This is a genomic window from Pseudomonas sp. NFACC39-1 (assembly GCF_900110355.1).
Lineage (GTDB): Bacteria > Pseudomonadota > Gammaproteobacteria > Pseudomonadales > Pseudomonadaceae > Aquipseudomonas > Aquipseudomonas tehranensis.
Map to the genome: position 1 here is coordinate 548,182 of NZ_FODL01000002.1, position 14,874 is coordinate 563,055.

The 14,874-nt window shown below is 61.6% G+C and carries 12 protein-coding genes; 6 read left to right on the forward strand and 6 right to left on the reverse strand.

Features of this window, described 5'->3' with window-relative positions; genetic code table 11:
- Positions 1 to 55: 55 nt before the first annotated feature.
- The 5 genes from accC to BMY45_RS06755 form a co-directional block, all read right to left on the reverse strand.
- Positions 56 to 1,417: an acetyl-CoA carboxylase biotin carboxylase subunit gene (gene accC / locus BMY45_RS06735; RefSeq protein WP_092395897.1), complete on the reverse strand. Its 1,362-nt coding sequence runs from the start codon at positions 1,415 to 1,417 to the stop codon at positions 56 to 58.
- A gap of 17 nt (positions 1,418 to 1,434) precedes the next feature.
- A complete protein-coding gene (accB, locus tag BMY45_RS06740) occupies positions 1,435 to 1,899 on the reverse strand; it encodes an acetyl-CoA carboxylase biotin carboxyl carrier protein (protein WP_053118072.1) in 465 nt (154 codons plus the stop codon).
- Between the two features lie 48 nt (positions 1,900 to 1,947).
- Positions 1,948 to 2,400, reverse strand: a complete 453-nt coding sequence (gene aroQ, locus BMY45_RS06745) for a type II 3-dehydroquinate dehydratase (protein ID WP_018605716.1) — start codon at positions 2,398 to 2,400, stop codon at positions 1,948 to 1,950.
- 298 nt (positions 2,401 to 2,698) lie between these two features.
- Positions 2,699 to 4,645 carry a methyl-accepting chemotaxis protein gene (locus tag BMY45_RS06750; protein ID WP_092395899.1) on the reverse strand — a complete coding sequence of 649 codons (1,947 nt, stop codon included), beginning with the start codon at positions 4,643 to 4,645 and terminating at the stop codon, positions 2,699 to 2,701.
- A 52-nt stretch (positions 4,646 to 4,697) separates the two neighbouring features.
- On the reverse strand, positions 4,698 to 6,368 hold the full coding sequence (locus tag BMY45_RS06755; protein ID WP_092395901.1) for a GGDEF domain-containing response regulator: 1,671 nt from the start codon (positions 6,366 to 6,368) through the stop codon (positions 4,698 to 4,700).
- 285 nt (positions 6,369 to 6,653) lie between these two features.
- Between BMY45_RS06755 and BMY45_RS06760 the strand changes: the two genes are divergently transcribed.
- The 6 genes from BMY45_RS06760 to BMY45_RS06785 all read left to right on the forward strand — a co-directional run bounded on the left by BMY45_RS06760 (position 6,654) and on the right by BMY45_RS06785 (position 13,308).
- Positions 6,654 to 7,721, forward strand: a complete 1,068-nt coding sequence (locus BMY45_RS06760; RefSeq protein ID WP_092395903.1) for a DUF2333 family protein — start codon at positions 6,654 to 6,656, stop codon at positions 7,719 to 7,721.
- 3 nt (positions 7,722 to 7,724) lie between these two features.
- Complete coding sequence (locus tag BMY45_RS06765) at positions 7,725 to 8,282, forward strand: NUDIX hydrolase (RefSeq protein WP_092395905.1); 558 nt, start codon at positions 7,725 to 7,727, stop codon at positions 8,280 to 8,282.
- 171 nt (positions 8,283 to 8,453) lie between these two features.
- Positions 8,454 to 8,825: a translation initiation factor Sui1 gene (locus tag BMY45_RS06770; RefSeq protein WP_092395907.1), complete on the forward strand. Its 372-nt coding sequence runs from the start codon at positions 8,454 to 8,456 to the stop codon at positions 8,823 to 8,825.
- 224 nt (positions 8,826 to 9,049) lie between these two features.
- On the forward strand, positions 9,050 to 10,963 hold the full coding sequence (gene speA, locus BMY45_RS06775) for an arginine decarboxylase (RefSeq protein ID WP_047227397.1): 1,914 nt from the start codon (positions 9,050 to 9,052) through the stop codon (positions 10,961 to 10,963).
- A gap of 234 nt (positions 10,964 to 11,197) precedes the next feature.
- The gene (locus tag BMY45_RS06780) at positions 11,198 to 12,514 is read left to right on the forward strand and encodes a contractile injection system protein, VgrG/Pvc8 family (protein WP_092395909.1); all 1,317 of its coding nucleotides are present in this window, start codon (positions 11,198 to 11,200) and stop codon (positions 12,512 to 12,514) included.
- Positions 12,511 to 13,308, forward strand: a complete 798-nt coding sequence (locus tag BMY45_RS06785) for a DUF4123 domain-containing protein (protein WP_092395911.1) — start codon at positions 12,511 to 12,513, stop codon at positions 13,306 to 13,308. The genes BMY45_RS06780 and BMY45_RS06785 overlap by 4 nt, the downstream gene beginning before the upstream one ends.
- 5 nt (positions 13,309 to 13,313) lie before the next feature.
- Here BMY45_RS06785 and BMY45_RS06790 read toward each other — a convergent pair whose 3' ends face one another.
- The gene (locus tag BMY45_RS06790) at positions 13,314 to 14,663 is read right to left on the reverse strand and encodes an MATE family efflux transporter (RefSeq protein WP_092395913.1); all 1,350 of its coding nucleotides are present in this window, start codon (positions 14,661 to 14,663) and stop codon (positions 13,314 to 13,316) included.
- Between the last annotated feature and the right edge of the window lie 211 nt (positions 14,664 to 14,874).

Below are 14,874 nucleotides of genomic sequence, written 5' to 3' on the forward strand. Positions count from 1 at the left end.
AGGCAAAAAAAGACCCCGGCCAATGGACCGGGGTCTTTTTACATCACTTGAAACATCAGTGCTGGTTGCCCAGCTTGTGTTCCAGGTAATGGATGTTGACGCCACCTTTGCAGAAGCCTTCGTCGCGGACCAGGTCGCGGTGCAGCGGGATGTTGGTTTTGATCCCGTCTACCACGATTTCGTCCAGCGCATTGCGCATGCGCGCCATGGCCTCGTCACGGGTTGCGCCGTAGGTGATCAGCTTGCCGATCAACGAGTCATAGTTCGGCGGAACCGCATAACCGCTGTACAGGTGCGAGTCGACGCGAACGCCATTGCCACCCGGTGCATGGAAATGCTTGACCGTACCTGGGCTTGGCATGAAGGTTTTCGGGTCTTCGGCGTTGATCCGGCATTCCAACGAGTGGCCGCGGATCACCACGTCATCCTGGGTGAACGACAGTTTGTTGCCGGCGGCGATGCTGAGCATCTCCTTGACGATGTCGATACCGGTGACCATTTCCGAAACCGGGTGCTCCACCTGAACACGGGTGTTCATTTCGATGAAGTAGAAACGACCGTTCTCGTAGAGGAACTCGAAGGTGCCGGCGCCGCGGTAGCCGATGTCGATGCAAGCCTTGACGCAACGTGCCAGGACTTCCTCGCGCGCTTTCTCGTCGATGCCCGGAGCCGGCGCCTCTTCGAGAACCTTCTGGTGACGACGCTGCAGCGAGCAGTCGCGGTCGCCCAGATGGATGGCCTGGCCCTGGCCGTCGGACAGCACCTGGACTTCGACGTGACGCGGGTTGGTCAGGAATTTTTCCAGGTAGACCATCGGGTTGCCGAACGCCGCGCCCGCTTCGGAGCGGGTCAGTTTCGCCGAGGAAATCAGGTCTTCTTCCTTGTGTACCACGCGCATGCCGCGACCACCGCCGCCACCGGCGGCCTTGATGATCACCGGATAACCGACTTCGCGACCAATGCGCAGAGCGGTTTCTTCGTCTTCAGGCAGCGGGCCGTCGGAACCCGGAACGGTAGGTACACCGGCGGCGATCATGGCGTGCTTGGCCGACACCTTGTCGCCCATCAGGCGGATGGTGTCGGCTTTCGGACCAATGAAGGCAAAACCGGAGTTTTCGACCTGTTCGGCGAAGTCGGCGTTTTCCGCCAGGAAACCGTAGCCAGGGTGAATGGCGGTGGCGCCGGTCACTTCAGCGGCGGCGATGATCGCCGGGATGTGCAGGTAAGAGTGCGCAGCCGACGCCGGACCAATGCAGACGGATTCGTCCGCCAGGCCCAGGTGCATCAGTTCCTTGTCGGCCTTGGAGTAAACGGCGACGGTCTTGATGCCCATCTCTTTGCAGGCACGCAGAATCCGCAGGGCAATTTCACCGCGGTTGGCGATCAGGACTTTTTCCAACTTCGCAGGTTTCAACATCGAAAGCTCTCCGCGGTTCAAACGATGGTGAACAGCGGTTGGTCGTACTCAACCGGCTGGCCGTCTTCAACGAGGATGGATTCGATCACACCGCTGGTTTCAGCTTCGATGTGGTTCATCATCTTCATGGCTTCGACGATGCACAGCGTGTCGCCTTTCTTCACGGTCTGGCCGACTTCAACGAAGGACGGCGAGGACGGGGAAGACTTGCGATAGAACGTGCCTACCATTGGCGAACGGGCAACGGTGCCGTTGAGCGTTGGCGCGGCAGGTGCTGCTGGAGCGGCGGCGGCAACTGGCGCTGCTGCCGGAGCAGGCGCGGCGGCTGGAGCCTGCATCGGTGCCGGTGCGTAGAACTGCTGGGCCGGGGTCTTGCTGTGACGGCTGATGCGTACGGACTCTTCGCCTTCCTTGATCTCGAGCTCGTCGATGCCGGACTCTTCCAGCAATTCGATCAGTTTCTTAACTTTACGGATATCCATGAATCATCAACTCCCAAGGGTCGGTCAGGGGCGCTTAACGCTTGTTGTTCAAGCTGTTGCCTGTTTTTCAAGCTGTTCCAGGGCGGCCTCCAGGGCCAGTCGGTAACCGCTGGCGCCAAGGCCGCAGATCACTCCCACCGCTACATCGGAGAAGTAGGAGTGATGGCGGAAAGGTTCGCGTTTGTGCACGTTGGACAAATGCACTTCGATGAATGGGATGCTCACTGCCAGCAGCGCGTCACGTAATGCGACACTTGTGTGCGTAAAAGCAGCGGGATTGATCAAAATGAAGTCCACGCCTTCGCCACGCGCGGCATGGATGCGGTCGATCAATTCATATTCGGCGTTGCTTTGCAGGTAGAGCAGATGATGGCCGGCATTGCGGGCCCGCTGTTCCAGGTCCTGGTTGATCTGGGCCAGGGTCACGGCCCCGTAGACGCCCGGTTCGCGGGTGCCCAGCAGGTTCAGGTTGGGTCCGTGCAGGACCAATAGGGTCGCCATCTGCTGTTCCTTGTTATCTGTGAGCAGGTGTCAGAACCCGGCGACTATGCCGCAAAGCCTTTATGACTGTCCAGTTCTCTGCAATAGCCAGCACGATGACCGATGTTTGCGCGAAATTTGTGACCATGCTCCTTGATCCGGTCACCGCACTTGAGGAGCCCGCGCTAAACCCTGTGGGAGCTTGTGGGAGCAAGGCTTGCCCGCGATGGCATCGCCTCGGTCTATCAGCTACACTGAGGTGTTTGCATCGCGGGCAAGCCTTGCTCCCACTAGTTCGCTCCCACAGGGGGCTGGGGGCTTAAACCCGGAACGCCTGCACGGCAGTGTGCAACCGTCCCCCGAGCACCAGTAGATTGTCGCCCTGTTCCCGCCCTTGGCCGATGCGCAGCAGGTTGTCCCCGCCCAATTGGTGAATCCGCTCGCTATGGTCGCGGATTTCGCTGACGGCGCCGCTTTGTTGGGCGGTGACGTCGGCGATGCGCACTGCGGTTTCGGAAATGGTCTGGATGGCCCCGACGATTTTATCCAGCGCGCCGTCGGCCGCTTGTGCCTGGTTGGCGGTGGCTTCGGCGTGTTCGACCTGAGCGCGCATGCCGTCCACCGACTGGCGCGCGGCCAGTTGCAAGCGGGCGATCAGTGTCTGGATCTCGGCAGTGGCGCCTGCCGTGCGTTGGGCCAGGGAGCGGACTTCTTCGGCCACCACCGCGAAGCCCCGGCCCATTTCCCCGGCGCGAGCGGCTTCGATGGCGGCGTTGAGGGCCAGCAGGTTGGTTTGATCGGCAATCGAGCGAATCACCGTCAGCACGCCGCCGATGGTGGCCGACTCCTCGGCCAGTTGTTCGATCATTTGTGCGTTGCCTTGCACCTCGCCCACCAGCGCATGCAGGCCGGTGAGGCTCAGGCCGATGACCTTCTGGCCCTGTTCCACGGCATGCCCTGCGCTGCGACTGGCGTTGGCGGCCTGGCTGGCGTCACCCGCCACCTGTTGAATGGTCGCTTCCAGCTCGCTGAGGGAGTCACGGATCAGCGCCGTGTCACCGGCCTGGTGCTCGGCGCCGCTGTGCAGTTCGCCGCTCAGTTCAGCCAGTGCCCGGCTGCTGCCGGCGACCTGCTCGGCGTTCAGGCGAATGGTGCCCACCAGGTCCACCAGATACGCCCGCAAGCGATTGAGCGAGGCCTGAATGTCCTGTAACTCGCGGTTGCTGGCGCCCACATGAATGTCGCGGCTGAAATCCCCTTCGGCCCAAGTCGACAGGGCGGGTGCCAGATTCGTCAAGGTCCGGGCCAGGCGCCGCTGCATGGTGTCGATGAGCAGTGCGATCAGCAGGATCAGGCCGATCATCAACCCCTGAATCAGCCGGACTTCGCCCTGGATCTGGCCATGTTGGGCGCGAACCGCCGATTCCATGGCATCGATCGCCTGTTGCACATCGGCGATTTTCAAGTGCGTGGCGCTGCTCAGTTCCGTGCGCTTCTGGATCAGTGCGCGCGTGCGCCCCAGTTCGGCTGGGTAGCGACCGAGCAGGCTGTTGAGTTCGCGCTTGAGGGCGATGCCGGCGTCTTCGGCGATGGCCTTTTCCTGCGTCTCCAGGCCCATCAGCGCGGCAAAATCATCGCCGCCGGATTGACTGCTGTCCGTCACGCCCAACAGCGGCAGGTTGTCGAGGCTTTCGGCCTGCACGCGGATGTTCGCCAACTCCCGTTCAACATCGGCGGCCAGTTCACTGCGTCCGCTGCTGACCAGCTTGTCCCGGGCGAGGGACAAGCGGCCCAGGTACTGGGATGCGGCGAACAAAGGGGGCAGGTAAGCCGGGGCCCCATTGGCGTATTGGGCGAGTTGGTCCAGGCTGGCGCTCAGTTCTCGTTCGGCCTGCAGCAGCAAGGCTTGGGGATCGCCGGCCAGTTTACCCGCCGCCAGCAGATCGGTCCTGCTGAAGTCATCGAGGCTCGACAGGCTCGGGCGTAGGGTCTGGCCCAGTTCAGGCGGGAATTGATCCAGTTCTGTTTGCAGGCTTTCAAGGGACGCCGTGGCTGCGCTAAGCCGCAAGGCGTCGCCGCTGGCCAGGTAATCCTCAATGTTGCGCGCCACCTCGCCCTGGAACTGCCGCGACAGGCTCAGGTAGCGCTCCATCAACAGATAGGGGCGCTCCAGGGCGATCTGCGACCACCAGAGGGTGCAAGCCAGGCCAAGGCACACGGCAACTAAAAGAAGGGTATTGAGATTGGTCAGCAGCTTCAGGCGCATCAAGGGTCTACCAAGGGCAGAATCGTAAGTGCTTGAAGTTATTGCGTTTGGGTTACAGGTTTATGACTGAATCGGTGGATTCCGATGAAAAGGTGGCACTTTGCTTTGATTGTCGTGCGCTTTGTACCCGATTGCGCCCTGCGTGCTTGGCGCGGTACAGCGCTTCGTCCGCTTGGCTGGCCATCATCAGGCTGTCGGACTCTTCGCTCATCTGCACCACGCCCGCGCTGAAGGTGCACCACAGATCCTGGGGTTGCGCCGGGTAGTGAATTTCGGCAAAACGCTGGCGGATTTCATCCAGTACCTTGTAGGCCGCATCGATATCCGTGTCTGGCATGACGATGGCGAATTCTTCACCGCCGTAGCGGCCGATGAAGTCGGTCTTGCGCAACCGCTGCTTGAGAAACAGCGCCAGGCTCTTGATCACCCGGTCGCCCATGGGGTGGCCGTGGCTGTCGTTGACCCGCTTGAAATGGTCGATGTCCAGCATGGCAAAGCTCAACGGCTTGTCCTCGCGGCGAGCGCGGAAGCAGCAGTCTTCGAGCAGTTGCAGGATGTGGGTGTGGTTGTAGAGACCGGTGAGGCTGTCGCGGACCATCCGCGCCTTGAGGTTACGCGCCCGGGCCGCGCGGTTGCGCACGGTGGTGATCAGGTGCCGGGGTTTGATCGGTTTGGTCAGGAAGTCGTCGCCGCCTTCACTCATGGCGTCGAGTTGTTTGTCCAGGTCGTCTTCGGCGGACAGGTAAATGATCGGCACGCTGACATAGCGGTCATTGTGGCGGATCACCTTCGCCAGCTCCGTGCCGGTGCAGGCGGGCATGTACATGTCGAGGATGATCAGATCAGGCTGGAAATCCGCCAGCTCGGCCATGGCCTGGATCGGTTCGATCAATGTGCGGGTGACGATACCGGCACTGTTGAGCAGGCGCTCGGTGTGCAAGGCCTGGGCACGGGAGTCATCAATGATCAGCACTTTGTAGGGTTCATACTGGGCAACACAGGTCAGCACTTCGATCTTTTCCAGCAGGCTCGAGGCTTCCAGAGTGCCGGTGAGAAACTCCTGCCCGCCGGCGCGCACCGCCGCCAGGCGTGTCGGCGTGTCGGTTTCCAGCAGGCTGAAGAACAATAGCGGTAATGGCTGCTCCAGACCTTCCTGGGCTTCGGCGGCCAGTTTCAGGCCGATGCCGGGGCCGCTGAAGTCCACGTCCATGACTATCGCGGCCGGCAGGCGCTCGACCATCGAGGCCCGGAACGCCGCCACGCTGTCGAGGGCCTGGGCGCTCAGACCAAAGAACTCCAACTGCTTGGCCAGCCGCTCGGCGCGGTCATGGTCCTGGAGCATCACGTAGATGGGTTTGCGCAGTGGCGGCAGGAAGGTCTGTTCGAGCTGATCGCCATGGCGCAGGCCGGTGCGGGACAGGCGCTGCATCAGTCGATTGATTTCAGTGATCAGGTGGCTGCTCAGCCGTCCACGATTGGCTTCCACCGCTTGCAGCGATTGACTGATGCCCTGGGCAAGCTGGCAATGCTCCGGTTGCTCGAAGCGCTCGGCAAAGCGCAGCAGGCGCAGGTTGGCTTCGCTGAGCTCCGACAGGTCGACGCCTGACCATTCACTGCGTTGCAGGCGCTGCCAAATCTCCAGGATCTGGCGAGCCTGGTGAATTACCCGCTGGGCAAAGTGGTGCTTGAGGCGCTCACGGCTGGGGTCTTCTGGCTCGGTCATATCCTGACTACTAGTTAGGGTGCATGCTGAGATCGACTGGTGGCTCTATGCTAGCACCTCTTTTCATTGGCATGAGTGTCATACGTCAATATTCTGTCTTGAGAGGGCATTCAGTTTATGACCGGTCAGTCTCGTAGGCTGGTGGCAGCGCTTCCTTTATAGTGGCCGTTCGATTGCCCTGTCGTGGTCGGCATGATTTGCGCCGCATTATCGCGTTTCAAATCAGGCACGATGGCGTAGGGTTGTGGTCGAACCGTGAACTCAAGTGATTGAAGGGACATCGCCATGCTGGACTGGAAAAACCGCGCGGGCAGCGCGCCTGAACGTGCCGCCGAGCCGAAATCGGCCACCCGCAGCTACCTGGGTGGGCTTTTTTTCAGCCGGGCGCTGGCCACGCTGATCGGCCTGTACCTGCTGGTGACCATTGCCGTCGGCTGGTACTGGAGCCAGGAGCCCGACCTGTTTCCCGTGCAGCAAAACGCCCAGGCGGCCGCCGAGAAGAATGGCCGGCAAATGGTGCTCGGCTACACCACCGTCGAGACCCTCAAGACCGTGGCCGAGACTCTGTTGACCAAGCCAGGCGGCTATATTTCCAACGACCGTTTCCCGCCGGGCCTGTGGATGGACAACATGCCGAGCTGGGAGTATGGCGTGCTGGTGCAGGTTCGCGACCTGAGCCGCGCACTGCGCAAGGACTTCGCCCGATCCCAGTCCCAGTCCGCTGAGGACGCCGACCTGGCCAAGGCTGAACCGCGTTTCAACTTCGATAACCGCAGCTGGGTGCTGCCTTCCAGCGAGTCGGAATATCAGGAAGGTATCGCTCTGCTGAGCCGCTATCAGGCGCGCCTGTCTGACCCGAACCAGAAAAGCGCGCTGTTCTATGCTCGCGCCGATAACCTGAACAACTGGCTGGGCGATGTCGGCACTCGTTTGGGTTCGCTGTCCCAGCGCTTGTCGGCCAGCGTGGGTCGGGTCAAGCTCAACACCTCACTGAAAACCGAAGTCCCGGCGCCGGGCCAGGTACCGCAAGTGGACGAGGAGGTGGTCGAAACCCCGTGGATGCAGATCGACAACGTGTTCTACGAAGCTCGCGGCCAGGCCTGGGCGCTGTCGCATTTGCTGCGCGCCATCGAAGTGGATTTCGCCGATGTGCTGGCCAAGAAAAACGCCACGGTCAGCGTACGGCAGATCATTCGTGAACTCGAAGCCTCCCAGGAGCCGGTCTGGAGCCCGATGATCCTCAATGGTAGCGGCTTCGGTGTATTGGCGAACCACTCGCTGGTGATGGCCAACTACATTTCCCGCGCCAACGCGGCGGTGATCGACTTGCGGCAATTGCTGAACCAGGGCTGAGAGATGGAAGAAAGCCCGCGGGAGGTCGCTCATCGAGTGGCCTCGGATGCCGAGCTTATCGCTTGGGTCGATAAAGACGACAACCTGCTGGGCAGCCTGGTGCGTTCGGACCTGCGTGAGCGCGGTCTGATCGGGCGCGGCTCCTACATCATGCTGTTCAATTCGGCCGGTGAGTTGTGCGTTCATCGGCGGACCCTGAGCAAGGCGATCTATCCGGGCTTCTGGGACGTGGCGGCCGGCGGGATGGTGCAGGCCAACGAGACCTACGCCGAGTCGGCGGCTCGAGAGCTGGCGGAGGAGTTGGGCGTGAGCGGTGTCGAACTGACGGCCCATGACCATTTTTATTTCGAAGACAGCGGCAGTCGCCTGTGGTGCTCGGCGTTCTCGGCCGTGTGGGACGGGCCGCTGATCCTGCAACCTGAAGAGGTGCTCGAGGCGCGTTTCCTGCCGGTCGACCAGGTGCTCGATGAAATCCAGCACAAGCCTTACTGCCCGGACTCTCTGGCGGCACTTGAGCGCTATTTGCGAGCCCATGGCGAGGATGTCGCAAAGAAGCGCTAAATTGGCGCCGATTGGCCCTTAGCAAGTCGGCTTTTTGCCGTTACACTGCGCGACTTTTCAAGCTGAATCGCTGTCTGCGATCCAGTAGCGCTGCCCCTGCCTGAGTGGGGCTTCGCGGTCGGGGCACTTACTTTTGCCCGGCCAGTCTTTGTCCTCCCAAGAGGATTGCCGGTGGCCAAAAAAGCCGCATCCTTCGCCGCCTTGGGCGGCCTGGTATTTTCTACCGACGCCGGTCGTCATTGCCCTGATTGCCGCCAGCCGGTGGATGCCTGCATCTGCAAACAGAGCACCATTGCTGCCGGTGACGGTATCGCTCGCGTGCGCCGTGAAAGCAAAGGCCGTGGCGGCAAGACGGTGACCACGATCACTGGCGTGCCGTTGGCCGAGGACGCGCTCAAGGAACTGGCCACTACGTTGAAGAAACGCTGTGGCACCGGTGGTGCTTTGAAAGACGGCATCATCGAGATCCAGGGCGATCACGTCGAGCTGCTGCTGGCGGAACTGACCAGACACGGCTTCAAGGCGAAAAAGTCCGGCGGCTAGCAGCCTCTGTGAAAACCACCCTCGGTTTGATTCGAACCCCTTCTACAAAGCACGGTTCGAAGTCGTCCCACATGGTTTTCACAGAGCCTGTTCTGAACGGGTTTCTAAACTCAGCGCTGGGAGCAGGGTCTACCTTGCTTACAGGCAAATCGTCATTTCCATTCTCTAGACTGCTCCAGCCTCCTACCGGATGGTGCATTTTGACTTCTTTATAGGGGACTTCGATGTCCGTACGACGCACACGCAAAGACGATGGCAGCCAATGGACAGTTGCGGACAGCCGCAGTGTTTACGGGATCCGCCATTGGGGGGCCGGGTATTTCGCGATCAATGACGCCGGTCGCGTCGAAGTCCGTCCGAACGGTCCAGGCAGTTCACCCATCGACCTGTTCGAGCAAGTCGACCAGTTGCGCCAGAGCGGCCTGTCGCTGCCCTTGCTGGTGCGCTTCCCCGACATCCTGCAAGACCGCGTGCGCCAGCTCACCGGTGCGTTCGACAGCAACATCGCGCGCCTGGAATACCAGAGCCAATACACCGCGCTCTATCCGATCAAGGTCAACCAGCAGGAAGCGGTGATCGAAAACATCATCGCCACCCAGAACGTTTCCATCGGTCTTGAGGCCGGCTCCAAGCCCGAGCTGCTGGCGGTGCTGGCCCTGGCGCCCAAGGGCGGGACTATCGTCTGCAACGGTTACAAGGACCGTGAATTCATTCGCCTGGCGCTGATGGGCCAGAAATTGGGCCATAACGTCTTCATCGTGATCGAGAAAGAATCCGAAGTCGGCCTGGTGATCGAAGAAGCCGCGTCGCTCAAGGTCAAACCACAGGTCGGCCTGCGGGTGCGCCTGTCGTCCCTGGCGTCGAGCAAGTGGGCCGACACCGGTGGCGAAAAGTCCAAGTTCGGTTTGTCTGCCGCGCAACTGTTGTCGGTGGTCGAGCGCTTCCGCGCCGCTGGCCTGGATCAGGGCATCCGCCTGCTGCACTTCCATATGGGTTCGCAGATCGCCAACCTGGCGGACTACCAGCATGGCTTCAAGGAAGCGATCCGCTACTACGGTGAGCTGCGCAACCTCGGCCTGCCGGTGGATCACATCGATGTCGGCGGTGGCCTGGGCGTGGACTACGACGGTACGCACTCGCGCAACGCCAGTTCGATCAACTACGACATGGACGATTACGCCGGTGTCGTGGTCGGCATGCTCAAGGAGTTCTGCGATGCCCAGAGCCTGCCGCATCCGCACATCTTCTCGGAAAGTGGTCGCTCCCTGACTGCCCACCACGCGATGCTGGTGGTGCAGGTGACCGATGTCGAGAAACACCACGACGACGTGCCGGTGATCGAAAACAAGGAAAGCCTGCCGGAGACCGTGCAATGGCTGGTTGACCTGCTGGGCCCGACCGATATCGAAATGGTCACCGAAACCTACTGGCGCGCCACCCACTACATGAGTGACGTGGCCGCCCAGTACGCCGACGGCAAGCTGACCCTGGCCGAAAAAGCCCTGGCCGAGCAGTGCTACTTCGCCGTGTGCCGTCGCCTGCATAACTCGTTGAAGGCCCGCCAGCGTTCCCATCGCCAAGTGCTAGATGAGCTCAACGACAAGCTCGCCGACAAGTACATCTGCAACTTCTCGGTGTTCCAGAGCCTGCCGGACACCTGGGCCATCGGGCAGGTGCTGCCGATCCTGCCGCTGCATCGCCTCGATGAAGAACCGTTGCGCCGCGCCGTGCTGCAAGACCTGACCTGCGACTCCGACGGCAAGATCAAGCAGTACGTCGACGAGCAGAGCATCGAAACCAGCCTGCCGGTGCATTCCCTCAATCCGGGCGAAGATTACCTGTTGGGCATCTTCCTGGTGGGTGCCTACCAGGAAATCCTTGGCGACATGCACAACCTGTTCGGTGACACCGATTCGGTGAACATCTACCAGAATGCCGACGGCAGCGTGTACCACGCCGGTATCGAAACCCACGACACCATCGAAGACATGCTGCGCTACGTGCACCTGTCGCCGGAGGAGTTGATGACCCACTACCGCGATAAGTGCGCCAGCGCCCGTATCAGTGCCGCCGAGCGCACCCAGTTCCTGGATGCCCTGCGCCTGGGGCTGACGCGGTCGTCCTACCTGTCTTCCTGATGGGGGCCTGAACGCCCTCCGGGACTGTCAGAAAATACACCGTGTGCTGCGGGTTTTTTCGGATAGTCCCGGAGGGCGTTTTTATTTGTGCCGCTGTTATTTCCGCACACGGGTGCATTTAGCCGGTGGTGTCCTCATTTCGTGTAGTCCCTTTCCTAACTTGTATTTGGGCTCTCTACTCGGCCATGGCTCTCAGCGAGAATCCTCAGCCGCCCCTCCTGTAGAGAAACGCCGATGTCCGATCCAGCCAGCGAGCCGTCATTTCGTCTGGAGATAGCCGGTCTGCCCGAGTCCTTTGTTGTCGTGGCCTTCACGGGCAGCGAAGCCATCAGCGAACCCTTTGTCTTTGATGTGGAGCTGTTGATCGGCGATACGCCCCTGGACCTTGCCGGGTTGCTCTACCGCAGCGTCTGGTTGAGTTTTGGCGCTGGGGGGCGGGGCATCCATGGGCAGATTCACGAACTTGTCCAGCATCGTCAGGGCGCTGGTTGCCGGGTACGCATCGGGCCGAAGCTGGCGTGCCTGGCGCAACGATTCAGCCAACGGGTGTTCAGTGCCCGTTCTGTTCCGCAAATCATCCGCCAGGTGCTCAAGGCCCACGGCATTGCCGGACGCCAGGTGTACCTGGCTTTGAGTGGTGATTATCCGCTGCGCGATTTCTGTACCCAATACCGAGAGTCAGATCTGCAGTTTCTCCAGCGCGTATGCGCCGAGGCGGGCATTTACTTCCATTTCGAGCAGGCTCGGGATGGGCATTGCCTGGTTTTTGCTGACAGCACGGGCGATTCCCTACCCGATGGCGAGACGCTTTACAGGCTCGAGGGAACGGCTCCGGCGGTGCGCAACTGGCGTGTCCAAAGCGATGTTTCGGGGGAGCAGGTAGCCCTGGGCCGCAGCGATTTGATGGGGTTGCATTGCGGCCGGACGCTGTCGCTGGCAGGGCATCCTGTCGAAGTCTGGAACCAGCTCTGGCTGTTGACGAAAGTCGAGCATCGCGCGCAGGCCGGCGTATATGGCAACCATTTTCGCGCCATTCCTGCGGGATGGCCGTTCGTGGCGACCGGCGTCGCGGCAAAACCTCGCATGCCGAGTCGGCAGCGCGGCTGGGTGGTCACGGTCGATGAGCCGCAGATGCAGGTGGCGGGGCGAGTGGCGGTGCAGTTCGACTGGGTCTATCAGGGGGAGGGCGCCAGTCCCAGTCATTGCTGGCTGCCGTTGGCCCCTGAGCTGGCCGCTTGGGGGCACGCCATTGGCAAGGGCACCGAGGTGCTGGTGAGTTTTATCGAGGGCGACCCGGATCGTCCATTGATCAGCGCATTGCTCGACGCGCCGGCATCTCGGGAAGAAGGGGATGAGTCGCTTCTGAGTGAAACCTCCCGACCAGTCCATGAGGCGTCTGGCATCGACCCGCTTCTGTTGGCGGCGATCCAGAGCGCCGAGCCGTTGGTGCTGTTGTGTCTGTTGCCCGGAGGCGGCAGCTTCAACCCCTGTAGCCAGCCGTTGTGTACCTGCCGCATGCTCACGCAGCTCGGCGCGGGCGCTGCTCCATGAGTGCTGCCGCCATGTCTGAATCAGCGCCGCAATGGCTGCTGCTCGACGTACCAGGTGCGCCGGACGCCGCGCAGCGTTTGCAGGAGCAGTTCGCAGAGATCCGGCGCTTTGCCTTGTTCGAAGGCACCGAATTGCACGAGCTGAGGGAGCATGGTCCGTTGCTGGTGGATCTGCAGCAATCGCCGGCACTGGCCAGCCTGTGTCACCTGGATGCCGGCTCCTGGCCAGGGCTGTTGTTGGTCAGCCGAGCGTCAGATGCGCAATTACTGGCGCATCTGCGGCGCATGTTGACGGTGACGTTGGGCCTGCATCACAAGGCCTTGCTGAACTATTACAACCCGCACACGGCCAGCTATTTCTTCGACGGTTGCGATCCTCTGGAACTCAGTTGCTGGCTGGGGCCGATCAGCCTGGTGCGCTGGTTCGGCGGGACCTGGGGCGACAGGACCCTCGGCAGCCAGGGCTGGCAGCAACTCTCCAATCCGGGGCTGGCAGTACCGGCACTGGAAAACGAACACAGTCTCAGCCACTGGCAGCAGAGTCAGTTGCAGCGATGTCTGTTGGAACGCCACGTCTGGCAGTGGTCTTGCTCTACCGGGCGGGATTTCCGTCTGCTCTGGGATGACCTGCAGCAAGGGCTGACGCTGGGGTTTACCGAACGACCGGTACTCGACGACTGGTTATGGCTGCGCCTGCAATACCCCGATGCCCGACCCGTGCCGGGGCTCAAAGGCGGTTCGCAGCGCGAACGCCTGGATCACCTGCGGCGGCTATGGCAGGACAATCAAGGTTGAAAAGGTTAATGGGCGCCTGCACCGAACCAGCTATCGCGCTGTTGCATGCGCCACGCGAAAGCACCCAGGGTCAGGCTGCGCAAGGCCATGAACAGCAGGAAAGTCATCCACAGCCCGTGGTTGCCGAGCGTTTGCAGTACCCAGGCAAACGGCAACACCAGCAACAGGGTCAACAGCATGCCGTTGCGCATTTCCCTGGCACGCGTGGCGCCGATGAACAGGCCATCGAGCAAATAACTCCAGACCGCAATCAACGGCAGCGCCGCCAGGTACGGCAGGTAGCGGTAAGCGGTGTCGCGCACGTCGGGGATGTTGGTCTGCATATCGATGAACAAGTGGCCGGCGAGCAGAAACAGTAAGGCAAACCCCACGCTGGCAATCAATGACCATCCGCAGGCCACTACCAGAGAGCGGCGCAGGGCCAGACGGTCGCGGGCGCCGATGGCGTGACCGCACAGCGCTTCGACGGCATGGGCCAGACCGTCCAGGGCGTGGGCTGTCAGCAGCAGACCATTGAGCAGCAGCGCGTTGGCTGCCACGGTCGCATCCCCCAGGCGCGCGCCTTGCACCGTGATCAGGAAGAACACGGCTTGCAGCGCCAGGCTGCGAATGAAAATGTCCCGGTTCACCGCCAGCAACGGACGCCAGCTTTGCCACACCCCCAGGGCCGTCCAGGCGATCTGCCCCGGCCAGGCCCGCAGCGTGTTGCGCGCCAGGATCAGGCCGACCAGGGCGCCGGTCCACTCGGCAATCACCGACGCCCGGGCCGAACCGGTCACACCCCAGTCCAGGCCGATCACAAACCACAGGTTCAGGGCGATGTTCACCAGGTTGGTCACCAACAGAATCGCCAACGGCGCCCGGGCATTCTGAGCGCCGAGAAACCAGCCCACCAGCGCATAACTGGCCAACGCCGCTGGCAAGCCAAACAGTCGGGTGTGGAAAAAATCCCGGGTCAACTGCTCAAGCTCGGCGGATGGCTGCATGAAATGCAACGCCACGCCACTCAACGGCACGCCGACCACAGCCAGCACCAGCGCCAACCCTATCGCCAGCAGCAGACCTTGCAGCAGCACCTGGCGCAACGCCGCTCCATCCCCGCGCCCGGCGGCCTGGGCGGCGAACCCGGTGGAGCCCATGCGCAAGAAACCCATGGCCCAGGCCAGCACCGTATACAAGCTCGCCCCGACCGCCACCGCGCCTAACTGATGAGCATGGGGCAAGTGGCCGATGACGGTGCTGTCCACCAGCGCCACCAGCGGCACGGAAATGTTCGAGAGAATCATCGGCGCGGCCAGCGCCCATACCCGGCGGTGGGTAAGACGGTCGCGCCAGTCGGTGATCAGGTTGGACATGCGAGCTCCTTGACGGAGCGCGATTGTAGCGGGTTATTGCAGCATTCCCACGCAGAAAGGGGGGCACGCTTATCAGCAGAAAACCAGGGGATCGCTGAGTGCAATGCCATGATCATCCTGCTCTTGTGGCGAGGGAGCTTGCTCCCGCTCGGCGGCGAAGCCGTCGTAAAACCGGCTGACGCTGTCTGTCTGGAAACCGCGTCAGGCCAAT